Raw genomic sequence first — 26,487 nt, 5'->3', positions numbered from 1 at the left:
GTCCATATACTGCGCACTATGGATCTTCTAGAGGCTCATTATGACGACTATCTTGCTTATCTTTTTGATAAAAGCAAGACTATAGTTAAACGTGATACATCTGTTTGCTATTATGACTGCTCTAATTATTATTTTGAAATCGAATCTCCCGATGATGATTATGTTGACGAGATTACCGGTGAAATCATTAAAGGTTTTCGCAAATACGGCATATCCAAGCAACATCAACCAGCACCTCTTGTTCAGATGGGACTATTTATGGATTCAGATGGCATACCACTTTCCATGTGCCTTACTCCAGGGGCCGATAACGAGCAGACGACAGTCATTCCATTAGAAAAAAAACTGACTGAAATGTTTAAAGGGAAAAAGTTCATCTACTGTGCAGATGCTGGTTTGGGTGCTCTCAGCATCAGGAACTTTAATTCTATGGGTGGTAGAGCGTTTATTGTCACACAATCCATCAAGAAACTTTCAGGCACCTTAAAAGAAGCTGTATTTAACGATACCGATTACAGACTACTCTCCACTGACAACGAAGTATCTGTAGCAGCTATGAAGCGTTTTGATAAAAATGATCCTGCAAACAGGAATCTATATGACGACAAACTATATAAGATTGTAACAGCAGACAAAGCTATAGATCTTGGTCTTTACGAAGAAAAAACCTTAAAAAGTGGCAAGACAAAGACAGTAAAATCAAAAGCGGTGGTTAAGCAGAAAATCATCATTACATTTTCAAGAAAGATGATGGAATATCAGAGATTTATTAGAAACCGTCAGATAGAAAGAGCTAAAGCGCTGCTAAAAAACATAGATCCCGATTTATATAAAAAGGGACCTAATGATGTTACTCGATTTATCAAAAGAACGTCTTCTTCCAAAATGGGCGACAAAGTTATTGATCGTTATGCGCTTGACCAAGATGCCATTGAGGCAGAAGAAAAATACGATGGTTATTACGCAATAGCTACTAATCTTGATGATTCTGCAAAAGATATTATTGAAATCAGTTCTAAACGATACAAAATCGAAGACTGTTTCCGCGTTATGAAAACAAACTTTTCAGCCCGTCCTGTGTTTCATCAGAACAAAGAAAGAATCATCGCGCATTTTATGATATGCTACACAGCTCTTCTAATCTATCGCTTGCTAGAAAAGAAACTAGACTTGAATCAAACTCATTTTTCTGTTGAAAACATTGTTGAAACTCTAAAAAATATGGAAATAGCAAATATCGAAGATATGTGTTATATGTCAACCTACACATGCTCTCAAGTTTGCACGGCGTTAAACACTGTATTTGATTTAGAACTGAATAAAAAGTATTATCAACCAAAAGAACTCAACAAAAAAATTAAAAAAATTTTAGGATAAGATTTCCGTACAACAAAGTCAACACTAATAAAGAGGTCACAAACAGCCATTTAAAGCCATTTGTAACCTCTTTTTATTTTCAAACTGTCGAAAACGGGATTATACCAAATATCAATTGCATCAAGCAATCGCCATGCGCTTATTCTAAAATAGGGCACTCCTAAAGCATTCAAAAGACCAGCTCCTTATGAAGCTGGTCAGAATTTAATAATATCGTGTAAAATCTTGATAAGCTTTATAAAACATATTCAATGCATTGATGACATCGTTCTCGCTCTTTTTAAGCTCTTTTTTTACAGTGATCATATCCAGTGATGTTGCCATTCCAACATCGAATTTTAACTGAGTGGTCTCTTGCTTGTTTTTAAGAAGCGAAAGTGTATTCTGAGCCAATTTGATATCAATCAACTTATTTTTAAGATCATCATAATCCGAGATTACTTGATATTTTATGACTTTATTTCTCCTAGAAATATCAAACTCATTGTTTTTGAAGTTCGTCTCATAGTTTAAATAAGCACTCGCATTTGCAGGGTCCAGTCTTTCCACAAACTTTTGTTTTTCATACATGGGAATATTTTCATTATAATCGGCCAACAAGGCATCATTTGCAAGGTTGTTTTCTGTTATTTTTTTGATATCAATACTTCCAATGTCAATATATGAGTCATTTAAGACTTTTTCAACATCTGTTAATTCTGGTGTATAAAGAACTACAAGTGTATCATTGATCAAATAATTAAAGTCCATCATTTTAATATGCCAGTCACGCTGAGCTTTCTCTAAATCTTTAATTGCTTTTTCAAGCTCAATTTGATAGACCAATAGTTCATCACTTGTAAGTTCGCCCAAATCCTTTTTAAGCTTCATTTGATCCAATGACTTTTGTTGAACTTCTATGACCTCTTTATAGAGATCTATTTGATTTTCTCTCTTTATGAAATCCACATAAAAGTCGAGAACGCCTTGCTTGAGATTATATTCTTTATCTTTGAGGGTTCTTTCCAAATTATTGAGTTTGTTTCTAGCAATGATAGGTTCTACATAGACTGCAGTCCCTCTTTCGTTGATTTTGTCTTCATCTTCGCTTACAAACCCATCTAATCTCGAAGCATCATTATCGACCTCAATAATGATTTCTTTTTGAATTTCAATCTGTTTTTTTAAATTTTCAATTTCACTATTATTTTCAAGTAATATTTTGACTGCATCTTCGTAATTTATTATTTCAGTATCCCCTGCAAATGATACGATCTGAAACATCATCAGACACATCAAAATGACGATATTAACTTTCTTCATTTGTGCCTCCTAAAGGTTAATCCCTGAGCCTATCATAATTTGAATTTTTTGGCCCAATAACATCCGTTCATTTTCCAAACTCATCTTTTGCAATCTAGATTGAAAGCATTTTAACTCATAGCCCAAGCGATCCGTATCTATGACTTGACCTTGTTCTTCCATTATTTTGAGTGTATTAAGCCTATTTTGATCGTATTCAATTTGCAAATTGATCACATCAATCTCATCCACCACATGATTGTAATCATTTAGATGCTCTACAAGCAACTTGTAGACATCACGTTTAGCATCCTCTTGAGCCTTTTTGCCATCTTCCATTCTCTTATTAAAATCCAACAGATCGGTTTTCAAAACATCTCTTTGGTATGTCATTATAAAATCTTCTTCATATTCCAAAGCTTCCATTTGACGCTTCACATCTGCAATCGTAAGACTTGTACTTAAAGCTTGTTCGTAATATTGTGGTAGATTTTCTTGTACAAAATCAGTTTCTGTGAATATGGGTTTTGGAAACTTATACGTTTTATCGCTGTCTAAATTTGTCATAGAAATAATTTGCGCTTCCAAACTATCCAGTTGATTTTCGAGTTGATCTCTATTGAGTTTCGTATTTTCAAGTACAATCCGAGCGTATTCCAGATCATATTTGGTTAATAACCCTTGCGCCTTTTTATCCAAAGTTGTTTTGTATATTAACTCAGTCCGATCAATCATTTTATTATAAAGATCAATCTTCTCTTGCAATAATGCCCGGCCTGAGAGCAGTTGATCCGCGCCAAAACCCAGCTTAGCTTCCGCTAAGTCTCTCAGAATAAACAAAGATTCCCGCTTCGCTTTTGCATTTTCAATGGCGACAAAGTACTTGTAATAATACTCATAATAGCGTCCTTTTCGATCTTCAGGATAACCATTAGTCAGCCTCTCACCAAAATAGTAAATCAACTTCTTATTTTTCTCAAACGCATATAAAGCATCATCAATTTGTCCTATAAAATCATTGAGCTTCCTGATATCCGCCGAGTCTTCAATAAATAGTGCTCTTAATTCAACGAGATTTACAGTTTCAACTTGATCTGCGTCTGTCTTTTGGCTTTCTTCTGCTGATACAAAAGAAACGGGTATTGACAGGAGCAATAGCGAGATTAGAATTAGACTTATCCTCTTTTTTCTTTTTCTAAATTTCATATTTTGGTTTTTCCTCCTATATCAAGGCGGATACTCAGTATACTTCGTACCTCTTATGCAAGCCATTCTCTTGGGTTAAAATCATTTATTATTCCAAATTGAAGCTTTTTCAACAAACGATTTAGAGAATCAATTTCGTCATTTGTCAAAGATTGCATCATTTTTTCGCTAAATTCTTTATGCAATAACTTTACTTCATCAAATAAATTCAATGAAGGCATAGGCATCTACATACTTTTGTAACAGCTCTAAATCCATTTTTATCAAAGGCTTATGCCTCCTTTGTCAACAACCGTTTTTTAGAAATCCATCGCCCCATCATTAGCCAGAATGCACCAAATACGAGCAATTGAATAAATCCATTCCTAAATTCAGCTGGAAAACTGCCTTTAATCAAGTAATCTCTTAGCGGTGAAACCATGTAAATTAATGGCCAAAACAACTTCACGATCCAAGTCGTTATTGCAGGCATTTTAAACATTGGCCAGACATATCCTGCTGTTAAAAATGTAGGCAAGGACATCATCATACAAAATTGTGTGGCTCTTAGTGAATTTCTCGTTAAAGCACCAATCGTCATGCCCATCCCAGTCAGACATACGAGATATACCCCTAAGATTGCTGTGGCGATCCCCACATGCCCTAATAATTTTACATTTAAAATCTCGTTTAACAGCAATAAACAGATCCTATATGAAAACATCCCTGTAACAATATGAATAAGTGCTTTTAAAATAACATTTTCTTGATCTTTAATATAGTTGATTACAAATACAGATAAAAACAACTGCTGAATTAACACAAGTACCATTCCGGGCATTATATAATACCGATATGAAAGCTTTTGATCCCATAAGATCCTTGTGTTGAATGCAAAAAGTTTTACATAATTTTCTGAAAGACGCTCTGGCGTCCCTTTTCCTGATAAAAATTGGATATTTACGCCAGCATTTATCGTGTTTAAAATTTCAGAAGCTGTTGCCACAGCGTTATTTGCAATCGCAATGTTCGTACCGTCTACCATCAATGCAGCCGTAGTACCTTTTTTGCTTTTCATATCCTTTTGAAAGTTTTTCGGGATTACTAATCCCATATAGACCTGCTTTGTATCTACCAGTTCTTTAATACTTTCTAAATCATGAGTATAGTAAATGATTTCATATCGATCATCATTCGAAAAAAGCTCACTCACACTTCTTGACAATGCACTTCCATCCATGTCACAAACTGCAATTGGTATCCCATTCACATAATCGTTAGAAAAAACGTATCCAAAAAATAGAGTGAGCGCCAGAGGTCCTAATATCATAAATACAAGATTTTTAGGAACGGAAAAGAACTTTTTAAGTTCAACTATAAACGGGGTCATGTTCATCCTCCTCGGTTAAAAATCGCGTTCTTATACGATTAAAAAAATAAGCTAATCCCAAAGAGATCATATATATAGTAAACAATTTCACTAAATTTATACTGTAAACGTGTGATGTCCCTTTGAGTAATAAATCTCTCAACGCATCTCCGTAATACGTAAACGGCATCATTTTAGACAGATTCTGAATAACAGTTGGCATTGCAATCGTTGGCCATGTGTATCCTGCAACTATTGAGCTTGGAATAAACCATACTGCACCCACTTGAGTTGCAAATACTTTATTAGAGAATGCAGAAGCAATCATCAAGCCTACCGAGGTAACTGTCACCGCAAAAAAAGCTGTCAATATCATAATCTGAGATAAATTCCCCTTGACTGGGACACTAAAAAAGGCAGACTGGACTAAAATAATGCTCATAATCGATATAAAGGCAAGACCCGAATACACACTTAAATATCGCCACAAATTTTTAGAAAACAATTTCCGCTCTTGTGCTGTAAATACCGCTGCAGCATTCATGACAAGTCCAACTTGTACTAATGCGGCCATCATGCCAGTCAATAAAAAATTAATATAATTCCGGGTTGGATTCCCTGCAAGTCTAGTGGTAATTGCAATTGGCATCGCCATATGAAGTGCCTCATTTTCAGAAATACTGTACTTGCCCTGATATAACTTTACCATGGCACCTGTTTTAATTGTGAGTAAGATCTCGGAAGATCTCAACTTGGTAAACGATGCAAGCGATAATTGGCTCCCATCAATTACGGTATTAATGGTCGGGGATTTAAACCCTTTCATATCCTTTGTAAAATCAACTGGTATAGATAAGCCAAAATATATTTTCCCCTCTGTCATTAAGGCCTCGATGTCTTGTGGTGATTCCGCGTAATACTTGACCTCAAAAGTTTCATTCTCATCAAAACTTCTTACGATTTCTCTTGTTAAAGAAGTATCATCCCCAAGATAAACTGCCATGGGGATTTCCCGAAGTTGTTTATCGCTCATCATTTGACAGGTGATCCAATTGGTAAGCTGCGGGATTAGGATTATGAGCACAAGTGGGGCTAGATATTTCTTAATAATTGGTCTCATTTGAATTCCTTTCTATAGCCCTACCTTAACAAATGCGGTCATTCCAGGTCTAAACAGCTCATCGGGGTTCTCAATTTTAACTTTTACAGCATAAGATACCAGATCAAAATCACCATTCTCATTGCTTGCCTTTTTAACCGCAAAATCTGCTTTTTTATTGATTTGAACAATTGTGCCTTTGAACTCTTGATCTTTATATGAAAGCGTCGTTATGACGACTTCTTGATTTTCCTTAAATTTAGAAAGTTCTGTTTCATCAACATCCAGAGCGATCCATGTATCTGTTAAATCTGTAATCGTTGCAATGTTCATACCTGTGGAAACCATTTCACCACTTGAAGCATTTAAAGACGTCACGTAACCTGCCAGTGGTGATTTAATGGAAGCGTCTGTAATATAAGTATCCACCTCAGCGATACCCGCAAGTGCTTGTGCATATTTTTCCTCTGATGCAGCAATGTTCATTTTTGCCGCAGCAACTTGCCCTTGGTATGCTGCCACTTGGCCTTTCGCGGCTTCAATATCTTCTGATCTTGCACCTTCATTTGCCATTTTTAAATCTTGAGAAGCTACGTTTAATTTCGTTTCCATTTCATCAAGTGTTGCTTGTGGCACAGCTTCATTGTCAAACAATGTCTTTACACGGTCATAACTTTTTTTCATGATATCGTAATTGGCCTGTGCTTTAGCCACTTCTTCCACCCTTGCACCATTTTGTGCTTTATTTAATGTTGCTTGTGCTGCAGCGAGTTGCCCTTCAGCCGCTTCAGCCTGTGCTTTAGCCGCTTCTATGCCTGCTTGTGCCGCTTTTGAAACAGCTACTAACCCATCGCGTTTGGCCTGTAAATCCCTTGCATCAATGGTTGAAACCACTGCCTGTTCTTCAATATATTGTCCTTCTTCTATAACGAGTGATGCAAGTCTTCCTGCTATTTTGGAATTGATATCGACGTTGTTCGCTTCAATAGTTCCTTGAAATACGGTTTTATTTACAGCCAGCTCTTGTTGACATCCTGTAGAGGCGATTAATATCATTGATAATAAAAGTGATAATAAAATATGTTTCCTTTTCATTTCTTTTCATTCTCCTTTTTTAAATTCAATTTTTAGAACTTTCTTAGTATACTACTAAAAAAAATATTAGTAAATATATTTACTAATATTTTTTATGTTTTTATTTTCATTCATTTTTAGGATGTCAAAAATTAAAAGTTGAGCACACGCGCTCTATTTTGCAACAGCACCATCTATTTTTTTCTATACCATCACAGACACATTTTATAAATGGCCTTAATATCTTGTTGTATTAAGGGTTTGAACCCCTGCAAAAAGCCATCGGCACATGCTTTTTTAGCCATGATGTCGAAATAAGTCTCATCAATGCCTATTTCAGTAAGTGTACTTTGAAGTTCTAAAGTGTTAAATAGAAAATCCTCTAGTTTTTCAATCCCCTGCTTTGCCACTACCATGGGTTCTAAACTTTTGTCAATCTCAAACACATTGATTCCAAACTGATAAAATTTTGAAACTGTACTTTGATCCAACGTGTATGTCAACCATCTTGGTCCAAGAATAGCGAGTCCAAGACCATGCGTGATGTCATAATAAGCTGAGAGTTCGTGCTCCATAGGATGACAGCTCCATTCTTGACGTTTACCACCTCTTAAAAAGCCATTGATCGCCCATGATGCCGTCCACATTAAATTCGCACGTGCTTCATAGTTATTAGGTTCTGCCATTGCTATTGGCCCATATTTGATAATGGTCTTCATGAGGCCTTCCATAACACGGTCAAGCATGAACAGATCTGCTTCCCTGTTAAAGTAGATTTCCATGATGTGATTGAACATATCTGCTGCACCACAAGCAGTTTGAAATCGACTTACCGTATACGTGTTGGTGGGATCTAAAAACGAAACTTTAGGTTGCATCAAGGGAGAACCCATGCCGATCTTTTCTTTTGTCTCTGGATTACTGATCACACCTACAGCATCCATTTCGGAACCCGTTGCCGAAAGCGTCAAGACGGTTATAATGGGTAGGCAATCTGTAACAGGTGCTTTTCCAGTCGAAATATCCCACGCGTCCCCCTCATAGAAAGCTGCTGCGCCAATGAACTTGGTACAGTCAATCACTGAGCCGCCACCCACTGCAAGCAATACCTCTATGTTTTCTCTCTTACAAATCTCCGCACCTGCATTTACAGAGGCAACTCTAGGATTTGGATCAATCCCAGATAATTCAAAAACTTCAAGTCCTGATTTTTCAAGTTCTGCCATGACATTGTCATAGAGACCACTTTTTTTTATAGAGCCACCCCCATAAGTTAGCAGCACCTTTTTGCCGTACCGACTCACTTCGGTTCCTAAATGTTTTAAATGATTTTCGCCAAAATAAACTTTAGTGGGTATATCATATACAAATTTATTCATTTTTGTCTCCTTTTCTAATCTTAAAGAGGTTATTCAGCGTCGTCTTCCCCCGATAGAGATGATACCCATAACGACCTCTTACTAATCAGCTCTAAGCCAAAGGTTTTTTTCAATCCTTTTTAATATTTACAAACACATTTTAAATATATTAACAACATCTTGTTGCGTTAGAGGCTTAAAACCCGTTAAAGTACCATCGCCACATATTTTCTTTGCCATCATCTCAAAATGCGTCTCATCGATCCCAATTTCGGTGAGCGTACTTTGAAGTTCAAGCGTTTTAAAGAAAAAGTCACTTAACATTTCAATGCTCTGTTTTGCTACTGCCATCGCTGGTAAGTTTTTATCGATCTCAAACACATGGGTTCCAAAATCATAAAGTTTAGAGACATTATTTTCATCTAAAATATAGTCAAGCCATCTTGGCGTCAATATTGCAAGTCCAAGGCCGTGCGTGATATCATAATATGCAGAGAGTTGGTGCTCCATAGGATGGCAGCTCCAACCTAAGGTTCTGCCCCCTTTCAAGAAACCGTTAATAGCCCACGAAGAAGCCCACATCAAGTTTGCACGTGCTTCGTAGTTTTCGGGTTCTGCTAGGGCAATCGGCGCATATTTAATAACTGTTTTCATGATGCCTTCCATCGTCCTATCTAGCATGTATAAATCTTGCTCCATGTTAAAATAGACTTCCATGATGTGACTTAAAATATCGGCAGCACCACAAGCAGTTTGATATTTATTGACTGTATACGTAACCGTTGGGTCTAAAAAAGAAACTTTAGGCACCATCACGGGAGATTTCAAGCCGATTTTATCATGCGTTTCTGGATTGCTAATCACTGCATTTGCATCCATTTCTGATCCAGTTGCTGAGAGCGTTAAGATGGATACAACGGGGATACATTTATCTACTGGTGCTTTTTTGATTACAAGATCCCATGCATCACCTTCATAATAAGCAGCAGCACCAATTGCTTTAGTACAATCAATTACCGATCCCCCACCCACTGCCAATAGCACATCTATATTTTCTTTTTTGCAAATTTCTGCGCCAGCATTTACGGATGTCACTTTAGGATTGGGTTCAATGCCAGAAAATTCGAAAATCTCTAGTCCAGATTTTTGGAGTTCTGCCATCACTTGACCATATAGTCCCGTCTTTTTGATGGAACCTCCACCATATGTCACCAATACCTTTTTCCCAAGTCGGCTTATTTCAGCACCTAAATGCCCCAATTGATTTTCTCCAAAATAGACCTTAGTCGGTATATCATATATAAAATGCTTCATTTTCTACTCCTTTTGAACCTCTTTTTATAGTAAAGTGCTAATTTCAGTTTTGAATAAACCCTCTATTTCATTTAACAAGTCCTATTCATTTAACAAGTCCTATTTTATACTAAACACTGCTTCTTCTGCAATATTTACTTGCCAACAGGCGTCCTAAAATGCCGTATGAAAAAGAACTATCCATACGGCAGATAGTTCCTTCAAGGTTTATACTTTAAATTTATCAATTAATATTTGAAGTGATTGCGCCATATTGGCCAAATCCTCACTTGCACTTGCAATCTCTTGTGCTGAAGCGGATTGTTCTTCAATTGAGGCAGAAGCTTCCTCGGTAGATGCTGCATTTTGTTGTGCAAGTGCTGATAACATCTCAATATTGGACACAACAGACTCTTTACTCAACTGCATCGTTTCGCTGGAACTGTCAATTTGTTGAATCATCTTCTCCGATTTTTCAACAGCTAAAGCAATCAAGTTAAAAGTTTCTCCCGTCAAGCGAACACTTTGTTCTTGTTCTTTTACGATATCGCTTGCTTCCTTCATTTTATCTACTGTGGTTTGTGCGTTACCCACTAAATCACTTACAATTTCATTGATAATGCCTGTGGTATTTCTAGATTGCTCAGCCAACTTTCTTATTTCCTCAGCTACAACTGCAAAGCCTCTTCCCTGTTCCCCTGCTCTTGCGGCCTCAATTGAAGCGTTTAATGCCAATAGATTTGTCTGATCCGATATGTTTAAAATCAAATTACTGGCCTCACCTATTTTGCCTGTGCTCTCATTTGTTTTTAAGATACTTTGAAAGACAATCTGAGCGGCATCACTATTTGCTTTTGTCTTATGATTGAGCAAATCAATCGTCTTAATCCCACCTTCAACAAGTACGTTTATTTGATTAAAGTCCTCAGAAAGTGTATTACTTCTCTGTAGATTACTTTCGATTTCACCACTGAGATTATTCAGTGCAGTGGACGCATCAAGCGTATTTTCGGCTTGATCCATGGCCCCTTTTGCGATTTCATTTACAGTTTGAGCCACTTCTTGGGATACCGTGGCTGTTTGCTCAGAAGTTGCGGTGAGTTCCTCAGAAGTCGCAGAGACCTGCTCAGCTGTATTCGAAACATCCACGATTAAATCTCTTACATTTTGAGACATGCTTTGTAAAGACAGGGCCATATCCGCAATTTCATCTTCTCGCTTTGCAATTTTTCGAATCATATCTTGATCAATTATACCAAAATCAAGATTTGCTTGCTTTTCAACAATTTTAGTAAGATGTAAAATAGGTCTCGCAATTGTCTTACCAAGAATCATAGAAATCACCACCGAAATTAGGATTACGATCACAATAAGGATCGCAAGCACCAAAATAAGATGATTGACACCAGACAATACTTCTGACTGCAATGCCGTACTTGCTAAAATCCAATTTGTATCTTCTACGGGCACATAAGCATTGTATAACGCTTGGCCTCCATATCGATACTGACTTACGCCTGTTTTATGCGCTATCATCTCCAAGAAAACCTTGGCAACAGGTTCAAATTTCGCATCATTTTTAGCCGCTTCAATAGGTGCGAACTGTGTCATGACAAGTTCTCTATCGGGATGAGCAATGGTAATCCCTTCATCGTTGATCATATAAGCATACCCCGACGCACCATAACCCATTTCATCCGTAATTTCAAAAAGAGCGTTGCCATCTCTTCTTGCAATGAGCGCTCCCACAATTTTTCCATCCACTGTGATTGGAGCCGCATACATGAGTACCGCCGAATGCGTCACTTTGCTGATCAGCACATCCGAAACATTCGATTCACCCTTTAACGCTTTTTTTACATATTCTCGATCTGATAAATCTGCTGTGTTTTCTCCGATGACATAATGCGCCATTCCATCTGGGGTGACAATTGCCATATCTAAATAACCTAATCTTTCAACATCCACTTGAATGGACGCCTTCTGAACTTCAAAATCCATGGTTCTCGTCCGAGCTCTATTTGCGATTTCTTCTAATATAAGCAACCGATCTTCTATTGCCATTGTGATCTTTTGTGCGCCTAAAAGGGTCGTTTGACGAAGCGTCATTTCTGCCTCTTCAATCATTGAGCTCCTGCTTATGTAGATGGAGACCCCCCCAATTAGAACACAAATTAAGATTGCAAATAAACTCACATACCGTGCAATTTCTTTAGCAATACGCTTTCTATTTTTCTTCTTTGTCATGTCTGCACCTCACTCTTTTAGATACTATAGTGGCTGAATAAAATTTTGCGATGAGAACAGATTTAAAGCGCTCAATATTTACTCAACTGACCATAGGTTCATCAATTAACGTTATTTTTTTAACAATTATTGTTAACCAAACATACACTTTCTTCTATCTTTATTACCCCTTTTAGCAGCATAGTGCACATTTATTATAGATTATTAGTTGTATTATAACATTTTAAGGTTGACAAACCTATCCTTAAAGTCGTAAAGTTATATTAGAAATAATAACTTGCTGATGTGGCTCAGGGGTAGAGCAGCGCACTCGTAATGCGCAGATCGTGGGTTCAAATCCCATCATCAGCTCCAAAGTTTCTCACTATATATAGAGTTAAGAAGTCTGACTGCAACCTCTAGAAAAATGAAATTTCTATGCGCATTGGTGTAAAAACCAGAACCTTTTGTGAAATTCAACAAAAAAAGTCCCCAAGACTCTGGAGACTTTTATTTTACAAAAACTAAGTGCCAGATATTTTAAGCTGATCTAGCAGCAACGACGGTGCTGTGATGGTTCTATTGCCCTCATAAAGCGTGAACGGGTCATTACCTACAGCTCTAACAGCTTGAAGCATTTTCACAAAGTCTCCTGCAATGGTGATTTGATGAACACCGCCCACGATACGCCCCGCTTTAACTTGAAACCCCTTGGCAATGAGCACAAACTCCCCAGAAGCATACTTCGCACCTGCGAAAGTCCCCGCTATATCCGTTATAATCAAACCTTCATTTAAAGTCTTAATCAAATCAAGCTTTGAAAAATTTCCTTTTTTTAAAACTAAGTTTGTCGTGCCTGTTGTAACTGGTTGCTTGTAAAGCAGTTTAAAACCATTACCAGTGCTTTTCCCATCTTTTAGGGAATGCTCATTCCTCAAAAAAATTTTAAGAACACCTGAATTCATCAACGTCTTAAACTGAGTTTGAACGCCTTCATCATCAAAACGACGCTTTAATCCCGTGCCTTCCATAAGAGGTACCTCAAATAACGAAACAGCATCACTTCCGATCTTATGATCTAGTTTTCCACATAGACAGCTCATCCCGCTATTGACATTTTCCATATAGAAAGCTGGTATATAGGCTTCGAGAAGTTCACTGACGACTGTATTCTGTAATATGACCGCATAATGAGCTGTAGGGACCATTTGAGCGCCTAGCATTTCAACAGCTGATTTCACTGTTTGCTCAACATATTTTTTAAACGTATCCAAATCGCCCATTAAAAATCTACGATAACAGCTCTGTACCTTTTCACCCTCTTTTGCGGTCACCTTTAACATGAAAATCTCTGCCACACCACAATCATCTTGTAACGAGACTTTGCCATCTGTCAATAAAACCGTACGATGATTGCTTTCATATCGGCATTCGCTGACATTTACAATTCTAGGATCACATTCAATAGCAAGTTTCTCAGCCTTTAAAAGATCGGACAATATCACCTCTGAATCCTTAAAAGTTTGATTTTGGACTGGTAATAATTCAATAGGCTTAAGGTCGCAATACTGCCATACTTTCTCACCACATTCTGCAGTTTGGCAAATTGTACGAATGATTTCATCGTATGCAGATGCCGCCAATATTTCGGTATACGCACTCCCCACTTTATTCTGCCATTCCCCCTCTATGAAAATACGTTCAAGTATTGAAATTTCAATATTTTCTGGATCACCTTCAAAAACAGTTACAGTTATTTCTTCTATTTTTTCCACATAGAAACGCAACCGCCCAATACCTGCTCGTTCTGCTAAAGGTATAAAATTTTTAATAAATGTTTCAACGATCATTCCACGCCTCCCACGGTCATATTTTTAACCCTTACCGTAGGCTGACCAGCGCTGATAAAAAGCGCACCACTCTCTGCATAGCAATAGCCTTGTCTGAGGTCAAAATCATTTCCAACGCGATCTACGGATTGAAGTAGCGTCATGCCATTTCCAATTAACGTAACCCCTTTTACGGGATTGGTAAGCTTGCCTTTTTCAATGAGATAGCACTCTGCAGCATTAAAATTAAAGTCCCCTGTTGAAGGATCCACTGAACCGCCATTAATATACTTTACATAAATGCCTTTCTCTGTATCCGATATGATACTTTTGGGGGTATCTGCTCCGGGGGCAATATAAGTATTGTTCATCCGAGCCACTGGTGCAAATCGATAATTTTGTCTTCGTGCTGACCCTGTTGATGACATGCCCATCCTCTTGCCGCCGAGTTTATCAACCAAAAAACTTTTAAGAACACCCTTTTCAATGAGTACATTCTTCTGAGTTGGTGTGCCTTCATCATCCACATGTAAAGAGCCCCATTCATTTCTCATGGCACCATCGTCAATGAGTGTCACCTTTTCAGAGGCCACCTTTTGACCGAGTTTACCCGTAAATTCAGATGCACCTTTAGCCACTGAACTCGCTTCGAGTGAATGACCACAAGCTTCGTGGAACATAAGACCACCGAAACCGTTGTTTACCACTACGCTCATTTGTCCACCAATACAGTAAGGTGCATCTACCATGGTTTTAGCGATGCGAGCTGCCTCTGTGGCAAATGATTCTACATCTAAATATTCATAGTACTCAAACCCCTGCATAGAGCCTGGACCGTAATAACCTGAATAATTACCATGTCCATTTTGTGCCGTTGCCATTAAAAACAGCCGGGTCTTTATGCGCTCATCAGAGACATAAACACCCTCTGAGTTTGCGATACAGACCAATTGTGAAAAATCCAGTACTTTTGCCTGCATTTGTACAATGTCTTTATGATAATCCAAACCACTGCGAATCCCTCTGTTGGCGAGTTCAATGCGATATTTTATCGAATGATCTTTTGGCAGGAGGAGATTTCCTTGGTTCATTTTAAAAGTTTTTAGAGCGCTAAGTGCTTTTAAATTGCGTTGCCCTTCACCACAACCCATTTTTTGAGCAAGTGCCATCAACGCTTTTTCACTTTTATCATTTGTAAAAGCGTATTTGGTGTGAAGCCCATCTATAATGCGAAGGCCTACACCACTTTCATAACCCATAGAATGATTATAAAGCCCTTCTTTTCGGACTTCGATCTCATTAAACTGTGTTTCTTCATCAAAAATTTCAGCAAAGACACCCCCACCAGATAAAACCTCTAGAAGATTTTCCACTATACGTTTATTTAACATGAAGACACCTCCTCACAAACTCTAGGAAAATGGCAGGCTACAAAATGGTCAGGCCTTATTTCTTTTAATGTGGGCACTTCTAATTTACATTGATCTTTGACATAGACACATCTGCTCGAAAACTTACATCCAGGCGGTGGGGTAATCGGACTTGGCACTTCCCCTTCAATTTTGACGCTTTTTCGGCGTTTGGCTGGGTCAGGCTCTGCTTCCGGAATTGCTGAAAGTAGCATTTGAGTATAGGGATGAAGCGGTTCATCAAATAAGTTTAAACTCGTTGCAATCTCAACCATATGCCCCAAGTACATAACCCCCACACGGTCCGATATATGTTTGACCATGGAAAGATCATGTGAAATAAATAAATAGGTCAATTTGCGCTCTTTTTGTAATTTAATGAGCAAATTGATGATTTGAGCTTGGATTGAGACATCAAGTGCCGAAATAGGCTCATCACATACGATAAACTCTGGTTCAACAGCAAGTGCACGTGCAATGCCCACTCTCTGTCTCTGTCCACCAGACAATTCATGTGCGAACCGATTCCCAAATGACGCTGTTAACCCCACGTCTGCCATTAAAGCATTCACCTTTTCTTCTTGCTCTCTTTTACTCATTTTAAAATGAATATTGAGCCCTTGCGCGATGATTTCACTAATGGTCATTCGTGGATTTAGCGAGGAATATGGATCTTGGAAAATCATCTGTATGCGCTGTTTATAGTCTAATACCTTGCCTTTAGGCAAATGACTTATATCTTGTCCATTATAGAGAACTTGCCCATCAGTGGCGCTATAGAGATTGATTAGAGTACGTCCGCATGTGGTTTTACCACAGCCTGATTCGCCCACAAGTCCAAACGTTTCACCGCGTTTAATTTCAAAGCTCACATGATCCACTGCTTTCAGGACTAATTTTCTACTGATTTTAAAGTGTTTGCTTAAGTTTTTTACTTCTATAAGTGTCTCTGACATGAATCAAACCTCCCTTTTATAGCCCGGTTCTATAACGGGTGCTTTTTCGTGTTTGAGCCAACAGGAAACATATTGTGTCTCAGTGATTTTTGTGCGATCCGGCATAGCTGTACGGCATATCTTCATACAGTATTCACACCGAGCAGCAAAAGGACAATGCTCTAGGGGTAAAATCAAGTCAGGCGGTGTTCCTTTTAGCGCATAGAGTTCTTGCTTGTTATGCTTGGATAACTTGGGAACCGATTTTAATAGCGCCCATGTATAAGGATGTTGTGGCTTGTAGAAGATTTCCATAGCGGTTCCCTCTTCCAGTACTTTTCCAGCATACATAATTTGAATACGGTCTGCAAAATTGGATACGACGCCAAGATCATGTGTCACCAATAAAATCGCCGTATCAAATTTAACTTTAAGCGCGTTTAAAAGTGCCATAATCTGTGCCTGAATCGTCACGTCAAGCGCTGTGGTGGGTTCATCTGCCACTAGGATCGACGGTGAACAAGCCAGTGCCATGGCAATCATCACACGTTGTCTCATCCCCCCAGAAAGCTCATGGGGATAAGCATCAAGTCTTTTTTCAGCATCGGGAATCCGAACCACATTGAGCATTTCAAGCGCCTTCTGACGTGCTTCTCTCTTATTGATATCTTGATGTAATATAAAGCTCTCTATGATTTGATCCCCACAAGTCATGGTAGGATTCAAAAAAGTCATGGGATCTTGAAAAATCATGCTCACATCATTGCCTCTATAATCTTGTAGTTCTGTCTTGTTCATTTGAAGCACTTCTCTTCCCTTATAGAGGATGGAAGAACTCTCTTTAATCTCGGCAAGGGGTGCTTTTAAAAGCCGCATAATGGATTTTGCCGTTACCGTTTTACCACTACCCGATTCCCCTACAAAAGCAAGAGTCTCACCTTTATGAATATGGAAATTGATGCCCCTTACTGCGCGTACTTCGCCTGCATAGGTGTGAAATGATACCTCTAAATTTTTAACTTCTAAAATTTTCTCCATCAGTCTCCTACTTTCTAAGTTTAGGGTCAAGTGCATCTCTCAAGCCATCTCCCATGAGGGTAAACGACAGCATGGTAAGTGCAATCATAAGTGCCGGAAACAGCAATTGATACGGATAAAAAATAAAAGTAGACTGTGCTTCTGAGACGAGCGCACCCCAACTTGTATCTGGCGATTGTACCCCGAGTCCAATAAAGCTCAAGAAAGCTTCTGAAAAAATATAGCCGGGTATGTCAAAAGTGATGGATACAATGACGACACTCAAAGTATTGGGAATCATATGCTTGGTCACAATGCGCCAGCGACGCTCTCCAAGCACTTGTGCCGCTAAAATATATTCTTGACCTTTTATTTGTAACATTTGAGCATGAATAAACCGCGCCATCCCGCACCAACTGGTAATGGTCATCGCAAGGAGTAAAGTGCCTACACTTTTACTTTGTAAGATTACGGACATGAGAATCACTACAATCAGATAAGGCACACTGATGAGAATCTCAACAATACGCATCATCACATCATCCACTACACCCCCGATATAAGCTGCAATGCCACCATATAGACAACCCACCACCGTGGAAACCAGTGCACCAATAACACCAATAGCAAGCGAAATTCTACCACCCTGCCATACACGTGCAAAAGTATCCCGTCCGAGCTTATCTGTACCAAACCAGTGTGATCCATTGGGTGCTAAATTTCGCGCTGTCTTATCCATATCCGAAAAATTATAACCACTGATCGCTTGACCAAACAAAACCATAAAAATGAGAATGGCCAGAATGATCATGGCTACAACAGCAACTTTATTGAGTTTAAAACGTCTCCAAGCATCTGCAAGATAGCCCACACGAGGTCGTGAAATAACATCTGTCTCATTTTCTTCTATGCCAATCATTTCAAACAGATTCGACTGAATTTCCATAACACACCCCCTATATTTTTTCGCCTGTAATGCGAATTCTCGGATCAATGACCACATAAACACAATCTACGATCAGTTGCATCACCACGAATAATGTTGCATAAAAAATAGTGGTGCCTAGAATCATTGTATAATCGTTATTGTTGATGGAGTTGATATAATAAAACCCAATTCCAGGAATTGAAAACATCTTCTCGATGACAAAAGAGCCTGTAAACACACCTACAACGCTACCCCCAAATAAAGTTACTGCAGGGAGCATCGAATTTCTAAGTACATGTTTTCGAATCACACGTGACTCAGACATGCCTTTGGCACGTGCTGTCATAATGTAATCCTGATCCAGTGTGTCCAACATAGAAGATTTCACATACCGCGCATAGCTGGCAATTGGGCCTAAACAGAGCACCACAATTGGCAAAATACAATATTTAGCGCCTCCCCAACCAGAAGATGGCAAAAGACCTAGACGCGCAGCAAATATCATTTGAAGCAACGCTGCTAAAACAAACGCCGGTACGCTCACCCCTAATACTGCAATAAAAATCACTAAAAAATCGGGCCATTTATTTTTATTCAGTGCCGCTACAATGCCTAATAGGGATCCAATGCCAACCCCTATAAAAAGTGCTATACCGCCTACAAATCCAGACACAGGAGATGTCGTCCTTATGGTTTCGCTTACAGAACGCCCCGCATATACAACACTATCTCCCAGATCTAAGTGAATGAGTCCTTTTAAATAGAGTAAGTATTGTTCGAATAGAGGTTTATCCAATCCATATTTTGCGAGAAAATTCGCTCTAATCTGATCTGGTAGTGCTTGAGCCATACTGGCTAGAGGATCTCCTGGGATGCTCCTCATCAGAAAAAAAGTTAAAGTTGTCACGATAAAAAGGGTTAAGAACATGTACAGAACCCTTTTCAAAATGTATTTGCTCATATCCAATCTCCTCTACTCATAGAATAGCGCATCACTGCTTAGACTGCTGTGATGCGCTATTCACCTTTTATCTTGGGGGATTATTTTCTGCCACTTGTATACACATATTTATAGCCCGCGTTGCTAAAGCCTAAAGTATTAAATCCATACACAAATTTTCTAAAAAAACCATTTGTCGTTGATGTCTGCATTGGTGAGACCACACACGCCTCCTTAATTAAGATTTTTTCGGCATCCATATAGTACTGCAAGCGTTTATCTGCATCAAGTTCAATGCCTGCATTGTCAATGAGTTCGTCGTATTCTGCATTGGCCCACCCTGTGCTCACTTGATCGTACTCTGATTTAAAAATACTCAAAACATCATAGGGATCATCATAGTATGCACCCCAACTCATATAACCCATTTGATAATTGCCGGTTTCAACATTGTTATAAAAAAGACTCCAATCGTTAAAGGTAATATTAACATCTAAACCCATTTCTGCTTTATAAGTCTGTTGCAAATAATCGCCTAGTGTTTTAAACCATTCCGTAGTGCCACCTAAGGAGAATGTTACATTTAAAGTGCTTGGATCATCGCCAAGCCCAAGTTCTTTCATACCTTCGAGCAGTAAATCTTTAGGTGTTTTCCCCTCAGCTTTGAGGTCATCAATCATCTCCTTGATTGGATCGCCTGCTTTTTCACGAAAGTTAGTATCTCCTACTGAAATCGTTGGAACAACCCAGCCATAAGTTGGCAATCTAAGCCCACTGTAACACATAATATTGGCATCTTCTCTATCAATTGCAAGCGTAAAAGCCTTACGAATATTGGCATTTTGAAATAATGCATCTTTTGTATTGTAGAAAGAAAATAAGATAGAGTTATTCACTGTCTTTTGATACTTGCTGTCCTCACGTGCTGTAAATTTATCAACCCATTCCTGATAGGCCACTGAAACTTCATCAATCTCACCGCTTTCATAAGCACTGGTGATTGTGCTTGTTTCAGACATAACTGCAAAATTAATCGTTTCAAGTTTTACAGAATCTTTATCCCAATAATTTGGGTTTTTTTTCAAAACCAATGCACTATTACGCGTCCAGCTGTCTAAATAAAAAGGGCCGTTACTTATGATATATTGAACATCCGATCCATATTTTTCACCAAATGCTTCAACTTTATCTTGACGTTGCGGATAGTAAATCGTCGCATCACACATCTTTAAAAATGCAGGGGTCACTGCAGATAATGTGATCTGCAAGGTTTTCTCGTCTAATGCCTTAACGCCAAGTTCGTCTACAGACATTTCCCCATTGCTGATGGCTTCGTAGTTTAAAACGGGAGAGAGGAACCACCCATTGGGACAACCTACCGCAGGATCTGCACTCCTTTTAAGTGAATAAACGTATTGATCCGCTGTTACAGCTTCACCATCTGTCCACTTATTATCACCAAGGTGAAATGTCCATACAAGTCCATCCTCAGTACTTTCCCAAGTCTGTGCATCTCCAGGTGACGTGACATATTCTCCATCAACTTCTATCGTTCTGATCAGACCTTCCATGGTGTTGATAATCATTGTACTGGAATACGAGTCTGAACGGAGTGAAACATCGAAAGAAGTTGGATCCGCTGAAATATACGTATTGAGATATTGTTCCTTATCTGGTTCTCCAGATACGGGTGCCTGTGCACCCTTATTTGCTTGCTCACTACTTGCAGTTTGTCCAGTATCACTCACTGCTTGATTGCCCCCACAACCTGAAAGCAGGCTTATGCACAAGACCAAACTCAAAATTACCATTACTGTTCTTTTCATCATCATATTGCTCCCCCTTTTTTTAACTTTAATTATCTGATATTTTAGAAAATTATAATACTTACTTTAATAATCTGTCAATGTTTTTTTATAAATTTGCGATATATTATTGTATTTACTATATTTTTTATTATTTAGAGCTATTTTTGTATGCCACTGAAGGCTATACTTAGTATCGGTTTATTGATGCACCATATTAAAAGATTAAGGATACTTTTTGACCTTACGGTCAAAACCACTCCGCTTAACGCGTTTTGCTGCGCGTAAACGCTGCCTGCGCTACGTTAGTTTAAGGATACTTTTTGCCCTTACGGTCAAAACCACTCCGCTTAACGCGTTTTGCTGCGCGAAAGCGCTGCCTGCGCTACGTTAGTTTTATAAAAAACCACCTCATACTTTTGTATGAGGTGGTCAGCTTACTCTAATAACATCATCGCGTAAAAAGTGATGAATACTCATCACTTGACTTTCTTCGCTTACGCCTACTGGCATTTAGTTCTATGCTCACCGCTGATGTCAGCAAATTCACGAGCATCATTGGTGCTGAAAGTGTATTTAAGAATAACGGCGTTGCGCTTGATGTGAAAAGTGAAATATTGCTCATCTTAGAGATTTCAGAATCTTCACTATCCGTAATAGCAATGATGGTCGCTTTTTTCATTGCTGCATATTCTGTAAATTTGCTGGTTACAAAATAGTAATCTGGGAATGAAATCGAAATAATAAGGGTTTTACTGCACAACATAGGCAATGCGCTATGAACACTGTCATTTAACTCCGTATTGACAAGCACTGATGATACACCAATAGTCGCCAGTCTTATGGAAATTGTTTCTGCAAGTTGAAGAGATATTCCTCTTCCACAAATAATAATGTCTTTATGATCTAAAATGACTTTAGCAGCTTCTAAATAATATTCAGGATCAAAACTTTTCCCAAATTCATTTAAGAGGCTCACTTCCCTATCTAAAATATCCATCAAATATCGAGATTTATTCCCCAGCTCCGATCTTGGAACACGCGGTGCACTGTAAGCATTTTCACATTCAACTAGGTTTTTACCATACTCGGACATATAATTACGAAAGGCACTTTTTAGATCATTATAATTGTCATATCCCCAAGCCATACACGCATTAAGAACTGTAACTTCTGAAATTTTAGTTGCTAAGCAAAGTTCTTTAAGTGTTATAAAGCACATGATATTGGGATCAGATAACATAAAATCTGCGAGTTCCATTTGTTTCCTAGTCATATTATCATATTGCGCCTTAATGTTGTCAACAATATTCATATGCAGCCTCATCTCTTTCAAATTTCAGATTTAAAGTATTTACTCTAATTTATAATCTGAGTTTGTTAATAAGTTTACTACATATCATTTTGATAATCAAGATATCCTTGTGATCTATAAAAACATAAGCTTCGTACATCTCAATTTAAAGTGTTTCATGCGCAAGGGTGAAGTAAATGCTTAATTGGCTTCATGAAAATTGTAACAAAAAAAATATGATTTAGCTTATAGCTACAATGCGACTGTACGATTCTATGTGGCTGGCAGTCCACTTACCATTAATGTGGCAGAACAAATAGAAGTAGCGCTCCTCAATTTTACTTTAATTTCAATACCGGTTTAATATCATAGAGGTCTTTAAAATATCCGTTTCTTCTAACCAATTCTGATTTTGTAGCAGTTCTTTTAAATCCGTTCTAAGTGATAAAGCCGTTTCATAGTCGTCCGCTTTAAAGGAAATTTCAACGACATATTCGTATCCGTTACCCTCTTCATTCAAAATCTCCCAAACTTCAATATAGGTTTTAGCCTTTTGAAATGTGCCAATATAGCGTTTTGCATTGACATAACCATATATTTTAGAATCTTCTAATATAGATTTTCCCCAATTCTTATATTGCCAATTTTCGAATTTACCTGGGGCTTCATTCACAGCAACTTTTATAGAATCCTTTAAGTTGGGAAGATCCATGCCACTATAATCATCGTCTTTAAAGGTCTTTGTATTGGAGAAACTGAGCGTCTGCTTCGAATATCCCCAATCCATTTGTGCCTCATAATCATCTTCACCTGCATCAAATCCCTCAGATGCTGCAAGTGCTAATGTAGCTTCAATATCCCCCTCATTAATTGGATATCTTTTTTTATAGGTCAACTCAAATGCTTTTGAATCTTCTTTTTTTCTAAGCCTGCAATACCAACCAAAAGTATTTAGATCAAGCACAGCATCATCTAAATATTGTACACGCATCTTGGTTACTGAAGACGGCATGTCAAAAATTTCTCTTACCGATTTCTTAAGCTTATAATTTGAATCCAAAACTTGATCTGCTTTCAAATAAAATTTGACCTCGTAATTGGGATTCGCATAGTTCGTACTTGCACCACTGATCATGTATGAACTGATTAATGTGATCGCAATTATTGTGATTATCGTTCTGATCTTCCTCATATTTCACCTCCAATTAAAATGCAACGGATGCCTTGATCTGACAAATATCAACATTATAAAAACCTTTTGACTTTAAAAATTTAACGCTCTTTAAATTTTCATGACCGTCTAAATGACACAGTAAAGCCTTATTTATATTGAGTGCATTCAACAACTCTATTACACCATTCACACCTTGATGCGCCTCTATATCACAAAAAAACACACGCTCTGTAGATGGTCCCTGAAGCTCATCTTGATGCTTCATAAAGCTTGCCTTTGATGTGAGCCACATCTGATTATGCCCATTTTGTAAAAAAGATTCAACGGCAAGTTGCTTTTCCAAGTATAAAACATCTTGATCTAAAAAAATAAAATTAGCCTTTTCAAACCATTTTGCTCTGAAGTTCTCTGAATGCCTATTTAGGCTTTCATCCCGAAATTGTTTAAATAGGCTTATGGACTTCACTTGCCTAACAATTTCGTAATAAAGTGCCTCATCATAATAAAACACGAGATTAGGATACTGCTCCCTTAAAAGTATGATGGTTTCAATTACTTTACTGAATCGATTTGCTATAAAAAGATTTTGACCTTTCTGTCTTAACGCATGATCCATATGATCGTGCATTTCACGACGATTTATTTTGGCATTCATCTTCTGCATACCATTTGCACAATCTATAATGGCAAGATCAATCGGGTCTAAAACGGCGCTCTTCTCTGGCACATGGAAAGGTAAAATCTGCACCTGCCGATTATAATCACCGGAGTAAAAAATTGTTTTATCATAGATTTTAATCAAGAACCAAATTGCACCATACATATGCCCACTGGCGCCATAGCAGAGCTCAATATGATCTGACAGTTTAAACCACTCTAGATGGCTCGCAATTTTTTCAACAAATATAAATTCATGTGCATATTGCTTAAGTTCTTCTGAATACATCTCATCAAGCTGACGACCTGTCTCTTCAGTCATGATGACTTTTTTTGGATGCCCCTTTTTTAAAAGTTCAACAATCCCTTTTGAATGGTCTTCATGGGAATGTGTTAGCAAAATACAGTCCACTTTATCCAATTTGTCATAATCAATTTCTGGCATTTCTCCAGTGACAATGTTTATGCCACAATCCAACAAGAGTGATTTATCACCAACACTTACATAGTAGCAGGCACGACCATGTTCAGTCGTCCCGCCCCACACTTCTAATCTACCTAGCATCATTCATCCTTTTATCTACAAATATATTGAGACACATCAAAATGGTTATGGTGATCAACACAGAGACAACAGCCATTGCCATCCCCTTTGATGCATCCCCTTGTTCAAACTGATTAAAAATATACGTCGAAGACGTCTCCATTCCTGGCGGTAAAATCATAAGTGCACCCACAAGCTCTCTAAAAGCAATCGTGAATGTCATCGTCCATCCCGCTATAATCCCAGGCATCATCAGAGGCAACATGATTTTTCTAAAATTATAAAAGGAACTCCCCCCACATATTTTACCCGCAGATTGCAAAGACTTAGAAATCTGTGATAGAGATGATTTTATATACTGTACTGAATAAGGAATGAAAAAAGTCATATAGGTCACAATAACCATCCAAAATGTATTGTATATAGAGATAACATGCCACTTGGCATTCCAAAAGAGAATGAGACCAATGGCAAGCACAATTGTGGGTACGGAGTTAGGCAGTAAGCTCAGCAAATCGATGAGTTTGCTCACTTTGCCATTATAATAGGTTACAATAAGCGCTACCAATATGCCAATGATTACGCAAAGCGTTGCCGATATAACTGCAATCTTCAAACTTGTTAAGAATGCTTCAGAACCACTGGACCCTACTTCAAAAAGTGACCTGTAATGCGCCAGTGTAAAATTGCCCTTCTGAAGACCATAACCCCTAAGTTTAATTAATGAGGTGGCTATGATTGAAAAATAGGGTATTCCAACAGATATGGCAAGTACAAATCCAATGTAAAGATAGCTGATTATTTTTTGAAACTTATTTAAGGGTTTCTTGAGATTAGTCATGCCTTTACCATTAACCGTCTGATAACTAAACCTATTGGACAATACGGATTGGACATACCAAATTAGAATGCAGATAAATAGTAAAAAATAGGCAAGCGAAGTTGCCTTACTTAAACTAATCGGCCAACTAGAGACATATTTATGAATCTCTGTGGTCAATACATTAAATCCAATACGTCTTCCAAAAGTAACTGGCGTGCCAAATTCTCCAATGGATTTTACAAAGACCAATAAACTGCCTAGAATAAAGGCTGAAAACAGTAACGGCATCGTAATTCGAATTAACTTGTAAGCTGGACTTGCACCATGTACGATTGCCGCTTCGTCGAGATTCCCACTAATCCTTTCCATTGCATTCTTTAAAATAAGATAGATAAATGGAAAGAGATGCAAACTCATAATCATAACGAGCCCAAAGAAAGAGAAAAATAACGACTCTTGTCCAGTGATTCCTGGCACCAATTGATTAAAAAAACCATTGGGTTGCAAGAAAAGAATCCATGCCATTGAACCGATATAAGGTGGTGTCATAAATGGAACAAGTATAATCAGATCAAGCCATTTATGTTTGCCGATTTCTGTTTTAGCTGTTATAAATGCCAAGGGAAATGCAACCACACCTGCACCTATAACCACACAGATTCCCAATAACAGGGTGTTCATTATGGGCTTAATCAAATTGCCTTGTAAAATAATTTTAAAAGGGGCCACCACATCAAGTGTGTGGCCATCATACATACTCCGTAACAGTATTTGAAAAATAGGGGCTGCAACCAACACCGTTAACAGTGTCAGCGCAGCAATCAATTCAAATTTTATATATTTTTTAATGGGGTTTATCAATCCAATCAC

At 38.1% G+C, this 26,487-nt stretch carries 22 protein-coding genes and 1 tRNA gene; 2 read left to right on the top strand and 21 right to left on the bottom strand.

What is annotated here, in order from left to right; translation table 11 throughout:
- Positions 1-1,377: IS1634 family transposase (locus F3D3_RS18995; protein WP_069876020.1), on the top strand; the 1,377-nt coding region annotated here is incomplete at its 5' end.
- Positions 1,378-1,427: 50 nt separating this feature from the next.
- Here the strand turns inward: F3D3_RS18995 and F3D3_RS24955 are convergent.
- The 10 genes from F3D3_RS24955 to F3D3_RS18955 all read right to left on the bottom strand — a co-directional run bounded on the left by F3D3_RS24955 (position 1,428) and on the right by F3D3_RS18955 (position 12,283).
- Positions 1,428-1,550 carry a hypothetical protein gene (locus F3D3_RS24955; RefSeq protein ID WP_255364410.1) on the bottom strand — a complete coding sequence of 41 codons (123 nt, stop codon included), beginning with the start codon at positions 1,548-1,550 and terminating at the stop codon, positions 1,428-1,430.
- Between the two features lie 31 nt (positions 1,551-1,581).
- Complete coding sequence (locus F3D3_RS18990; protein WP_069876015.1) at positions 1,582-2,679, bottom strand: TolC family protein; 1,098 nt, start codon at positions 2,677-2,679, stop codon at positions 1,582-1,584.
- A 9-nt stretch (positions 2,680-2,688) separates the two neighbouring features.
- Positions 2,689-3,864, bottom strand: a complete 1,176-nt coding sequence (locus F3D3_RS18985; RefSeq protein WP_069876014.1) for a TolC family protein — start codon at positions 3,862-3,864, stop codon at positions 2,689-2,691.
- A gap of 53 nt (positions 3,865-3,917) precedes the next feature.
- A complete protein-coding gene (locus tag F3D3_RS24290) occupies positions 3,918-4,091 on the bottom strand; it encodes a hypothetical protein (RefSeq protein WP_175438428.1) in 174 nt (57 codons plus the stop codon).
- A gap of 44 nt (positions 4,092-4,135) precedes the next feature.
- Complete coding sequence (locus tag F3D3_RS18980; protein WP_069876013.1) at positions 4,136-5,233, bottom strand: ABC transporter permease; 1,098 nt, start codon at positions 5,231-5,233, stop codon at positions 4,136-4,138.
- Positions 5,214-6,332 carry an ABC transporter permease gene (locus F3D3_RS18975; protein WP_069876012.1) on the bottom strand — a complete coding sequence of 373 codons (1,119 nt, stop codon included), beginning with the start codon at positions 6,330-6,332 and terminating at the stop codon, positions 5,214-5,216. The genes F3D3_RS18980 and F3D3_RS18975 overlap by 20 nt, the downstream gene beginning before the upstream one ends.
- 12 nt (positions 6,333-6,344) lie before the next feature.
- Positions 6,345-7,406, bottom strand: a complete 1,062-nt coding sequence (locus F3D3_RS18970) for an HlyD family secretion protein (protein WP_069876011.1) — start codon at positions 7,404-7,406, stop codon at positions 6,345-6,347.
- Positions 7,407-7,597: 191 nt separating this feature from the next.
- On the bottom strand, positions 7,598-8,764 hold the full coding sequence (locus tag F3D3_RS18965; protein ID WP_069876010.1) for an iron-containing alcohol dehydrogenase: 1,167 nt from the start codon (positions 8,762-8,764) through the stop codon (positions 7,598-7,600).
- Between the two features lie 126 nt (positions 8,765-8,890).
- The gene (locus F3D3_RS18960; protein WP_069876009.1) at positions 8,891-10,057 is read right to left on the bottom strand and encodes an iron-containing alcohol dehydrogenase; all 1,167 of its coding nucleotides are present in this window, start codon (positions 10,055-10,057) and stop codon (positions 8,891-8,893) included.
- Between the two features lie 207 nt (positions 10,058-10,264).
- Positions 10,265-12,283 carry a methyl-accepting chemotaxis protein gene (locus F3D3_RS18955; RefSeq protein WP_069876008.1) on the bottom strand — a complete coding sequence of 673 codons (2,019 nt, stop codon included), beginning with the start codon at positions 12,281-12,283 and terminating at the stop codon, positions 10,265-10,267.
- A gap of 279 nt (positions 12,284-12,562) precedes the next feature.
- On the opposite strand from F3D3_RS18955, the gene F3D3_RS18950 reads away from it, so the two are divergent.
- Positions 12,563-12,637: transfer RNA gene (locus F3D3_RS18950), tRNA-Thr, on the top strand.
- Between the two features lie 149 nt (positions 12,638-12,786).
- On the opposite strand, the gene F3D3_RS18945 is transcribed toward F3D3_RS18950, so the two are convergent.
- From F3D3_RS18945 to F3D3_RS18895, 11 genes are all read right to left on the bottom strand, one after another.
- The gene (locus tag F3D3_RS18945) at positions 12,787-14,112 is read right to left on the bottom strand and encodes a TldD/PmbA family protein (protein ID WP_069876007.1); all 1,326 of its coding nucleotides are present in this window, start codon (positions 14,110-14,112) and stop codon (positions 12,787-12,789) included.
- Complete coding sequence (locus tag F3D3_RS18940) at positions 14,109-15,482, bottom strand: TldD/PmbA family protein (protein ID WP_069876006.1); 1,374 nt, start codon at positions 15,480-15,482, stop codon at positions 14,109-14,111. Before F3D3_RS18940 ends, F3D3_RS18945 begins: the two co-directional genes overlap by 4 nt.
- The gene (locus F3D3_RS18935; RefSeq protein ID WP_069876005.1) at positions 15,476-16,456 is read right to left on the bottom strand and encodes an ABC transporter ATP-binding protein; all 981 of its coding nucleotides are present in this window, start codon (positions 16,454-16,456) and stop codon (positions 15,476-15,478) included. The genes F3D3_RS18940 and F3D3_RS18935 overlap by 7 nt, the downstream gene beginning before the upstream one ends.
- Positions 16,457-16,459: 3 nt before the next feature.
- Positions 16,460-17,473: an ABC transporter ATP-binding protein gene (locus tag F3D3_RS18930; RefSeq protein WP_069876004.1), complete on the bottom strand. Its 1,014-nt coding sequence runs from the start codon at positions 17,471-17,473 to the stop codon at positions 16,460-16,462.
- 7 nt (positions 17,474-17,480) lie between these two features.
- Positions 17,481-18,398, bottom strand: a complete 918-nt coding sequence (locus F3D3_RS18925; RefSeq protein ID WP_069876003.1) for an ABC transporter permease — start codon at positions 18,396-18,398, stop codon at positions 17,481-17,483.
- A 10-nt stretch (positions 18,399-18,408) separates the two neighbouring features.
- On the bottom strand, positions 18,409-19,341 hold the full coding sequence (locus F3D3_RS18920; RefSeq protein WP_069876002.1) for an ABC transporter permease: 933 nt from the start codon (positions 19,339-19,341) through the stop codon (positions 18,409-18,411).
- Between the two features lie 80 nt (positions 19,342-19,421).
- Positions 19,422-21,152 carry a peptide ABC transporter substrate-binding protein gene (locus F3D3_RS18915; protein WP_069876001.1) on the bottom strand — a complete coding sequence of 577 codons (1,731 nt, stop codon included), beginning with the start codon at positions 21,150-21,152 and terminating at the stop codon, positions 19,422-19,424.
- Between the two features lie 424 nt (positions 21,153-21,576).
- Positions 21,577-22,440: a MurR/RpiR family transcriptional regulator gene (locus F3D3_RS18910; protein ID WP_069876000.1), complete on the bottom strand. Its 864-nt coding sequence runs from the start codon at positions 22,438-22,440 to the stop codon at positions 21,577-21,579.
- A 328-nt stretch (positions 22,441-22,768) separates the two neighbouring features.
- On the bottom strand, positions 22,769-23,611 hold the full coding sequence (locus F3D3_RS18905; protein ID WP_069875999.1) for a hypothetical protein: 843 nt from the start codon (positions 23,609-23,611) through the stop codon (positions 22,769-22,771).
- Between the two features lie 13 nt (positions 23,612-23,624).
- Positions 23,625-24,815 carry an MBL fold metallo-hydrolase gene (locus F3D3_RS18900; RefSeq protein ID WP_069875998.1) on the bottom strand — a complete coding sequence of 397 codons (1,191 nt, stop codon included), beginning with the start codon at positions 24,813-24,815 and terminating at the stop codon, positions 23,625-23,627.
- Positions 24,805-26,487 (bottom strand): iron ABC transporter permease, encoded by a 1,683-nt coding sequence (locus F3D3_RS18895; protein WP_242877171.1) that lies wholly within the window; start codon positions 26,485-26,487, stop codon positions 24,805-24,807. Before F3D3_RS18895 ends, F3D3_RS18900 begins: the two co-directional genes overlap by 11 nt.

Origin of the sequence: Fusibacter sp. 3D3 (genome assembly GCF_001748365.1) — a bacterium.
Lineage (GTDB): Bacteria > Bacillota > Clostridia > Peptostreptococcales > Acidaminobacteraceae > Fusibacter_A.
The sequence above is the reverse complement of the archived record's forward strand: the minus strand, read 5'-3'. Positions and strand labels throughout refer to the sequence as shown.

Bases quoted from the DNA above. Each gene is read 5' to 3' on its own strand.
- F3D3_RS18980 (WP_069876013.1), bottom strand. From the start codon at position 5,233: ATGACCCCGTTTATAGTTGAACTTAAAAAGTTCTTTTCCGTTCCTAAA.
- F3D3_RS18930 (WP_069876004.1), bottom strand. From the start codon at position 17,473: ATGGAGAAAATTTTAGAAGTTAAAAATTTAGAGGTATCATTTCACACC.
- F3D3_RS18975 (WP_069876012.1), bottom strand. From the start codon at position 6,332: ATGAGACCAATTATTAAGAAATATCTAGCCCCACTTGTGCTCATAATC.
- F3D3_RS18920 (WP_069876002.1), bottom strand. From the start codon at position 19,341: ATGAGCAAATACATTTTGAAAAGGGTTCTGTACATGTTCTTAACCCTT.
- F3D3_RS18945 (WP_069876007.1), bottom strand. From the start codon at position 14,112: ATGATCGTTGAAACATTTATTAAAAATTTTATACCTTTAGCAGAACGA.
- F3D3_RS18960 (WP_069876009.1), bottom strand. From the start codon at position 10,057: ATGAAGCATTTTATATATGATATACCGACTAAGGTCTATTTTGGAGAA.
- F3D3_RS18985 (WP_069876014.1), bottom strand. From the start codon at position 3,864: ATGAAATTTAGAAAAAGAAAAAAGAGGATAAGTCTAATTCTAATCTCG.
- F3D3_RS18965 (WP_069876010.1), bottom strand. From the start codon at position 8,764: ATGAATAAATTTGTATATGATATACCCACTAAAGTTTATTTTGGCGAA.
- F3D3_RS18940 (WP_069876006.1), bottom strand. From the start codon at position 15,482: ATGTTAAATAAACGTATAGTGGAAAATCTTCTAGAGGTTTTATCTGGT.
- F3D3_RS18900 (WP_069875998.1), bottom strand. From the start codon at position 24,815: ATGCTAGGTAGATTAGAAGTGTGGGGCGGGACGACTGAACATGGTCGT.
- F3D3_RS18970 (WP_069876011.1), bottom strand. From the start codon at position 7,406: ATGAAAAGGAAACATATTTTATTATCACTTTTATTATCAATGATATTA.
- F3D3_RS18910 (WP_069876000.1), bottom strand. From the start codon at position 22,440: ATGAATATTGTTGACAACATTAAGGCGCAATATGATAATATGACTAGG.
- F3D3_RS24290 (WP_175438428.1), bottom strand. From the start codon at position 4,091: ATGCCTATGCCTTCATTGAATTTATTTGATGAAGTAAAGTTATTGCAT.
- F3D3_RS18925 (WP_069876003.1), bottom strand. From the start codon at position 18,398: ATGGAAATTCAGTCGAATCTGTTTGAAATGATTGGCATAGAAGAAAAT.
- F3D3_RS18990 (WP_069876015.1), bottom strand. From the start codon at position 2,679: ATGAAGAAAGTTAATATCGTCATTTTGATGTGTCTGATGATGTTTCAG.
- F3D3_RS18935 (WP_069876005.1), bottom strand. From the start codon at position 16,456: ATGTCAGAGACACTTATAGAAGTAAAAAACTTAAGCAAACACTTTAAA.
- F3D3_RS18915 (WP_069876001.1), bottom strand. From the start codon at position 21,152: ATGATGATGAAAAGAACAGTAATGGTAATTTTGAGTTTGGTCTTGTGC.
- F3D3_RS18955 (WP_069876008.1), bottom strand. From the start codon at position 12,283: ATGACAAAGAAGAAAAATAGAAAGCGTATTGCTAAAGAAATTGCACGG.
- F3D3_RS18905 (WP_069875999.1), bottom strand. From the start codon at position 23,611: ATGAGGAAGATCAGAACGATAATCACAATAATTGCGATCACATTAATC.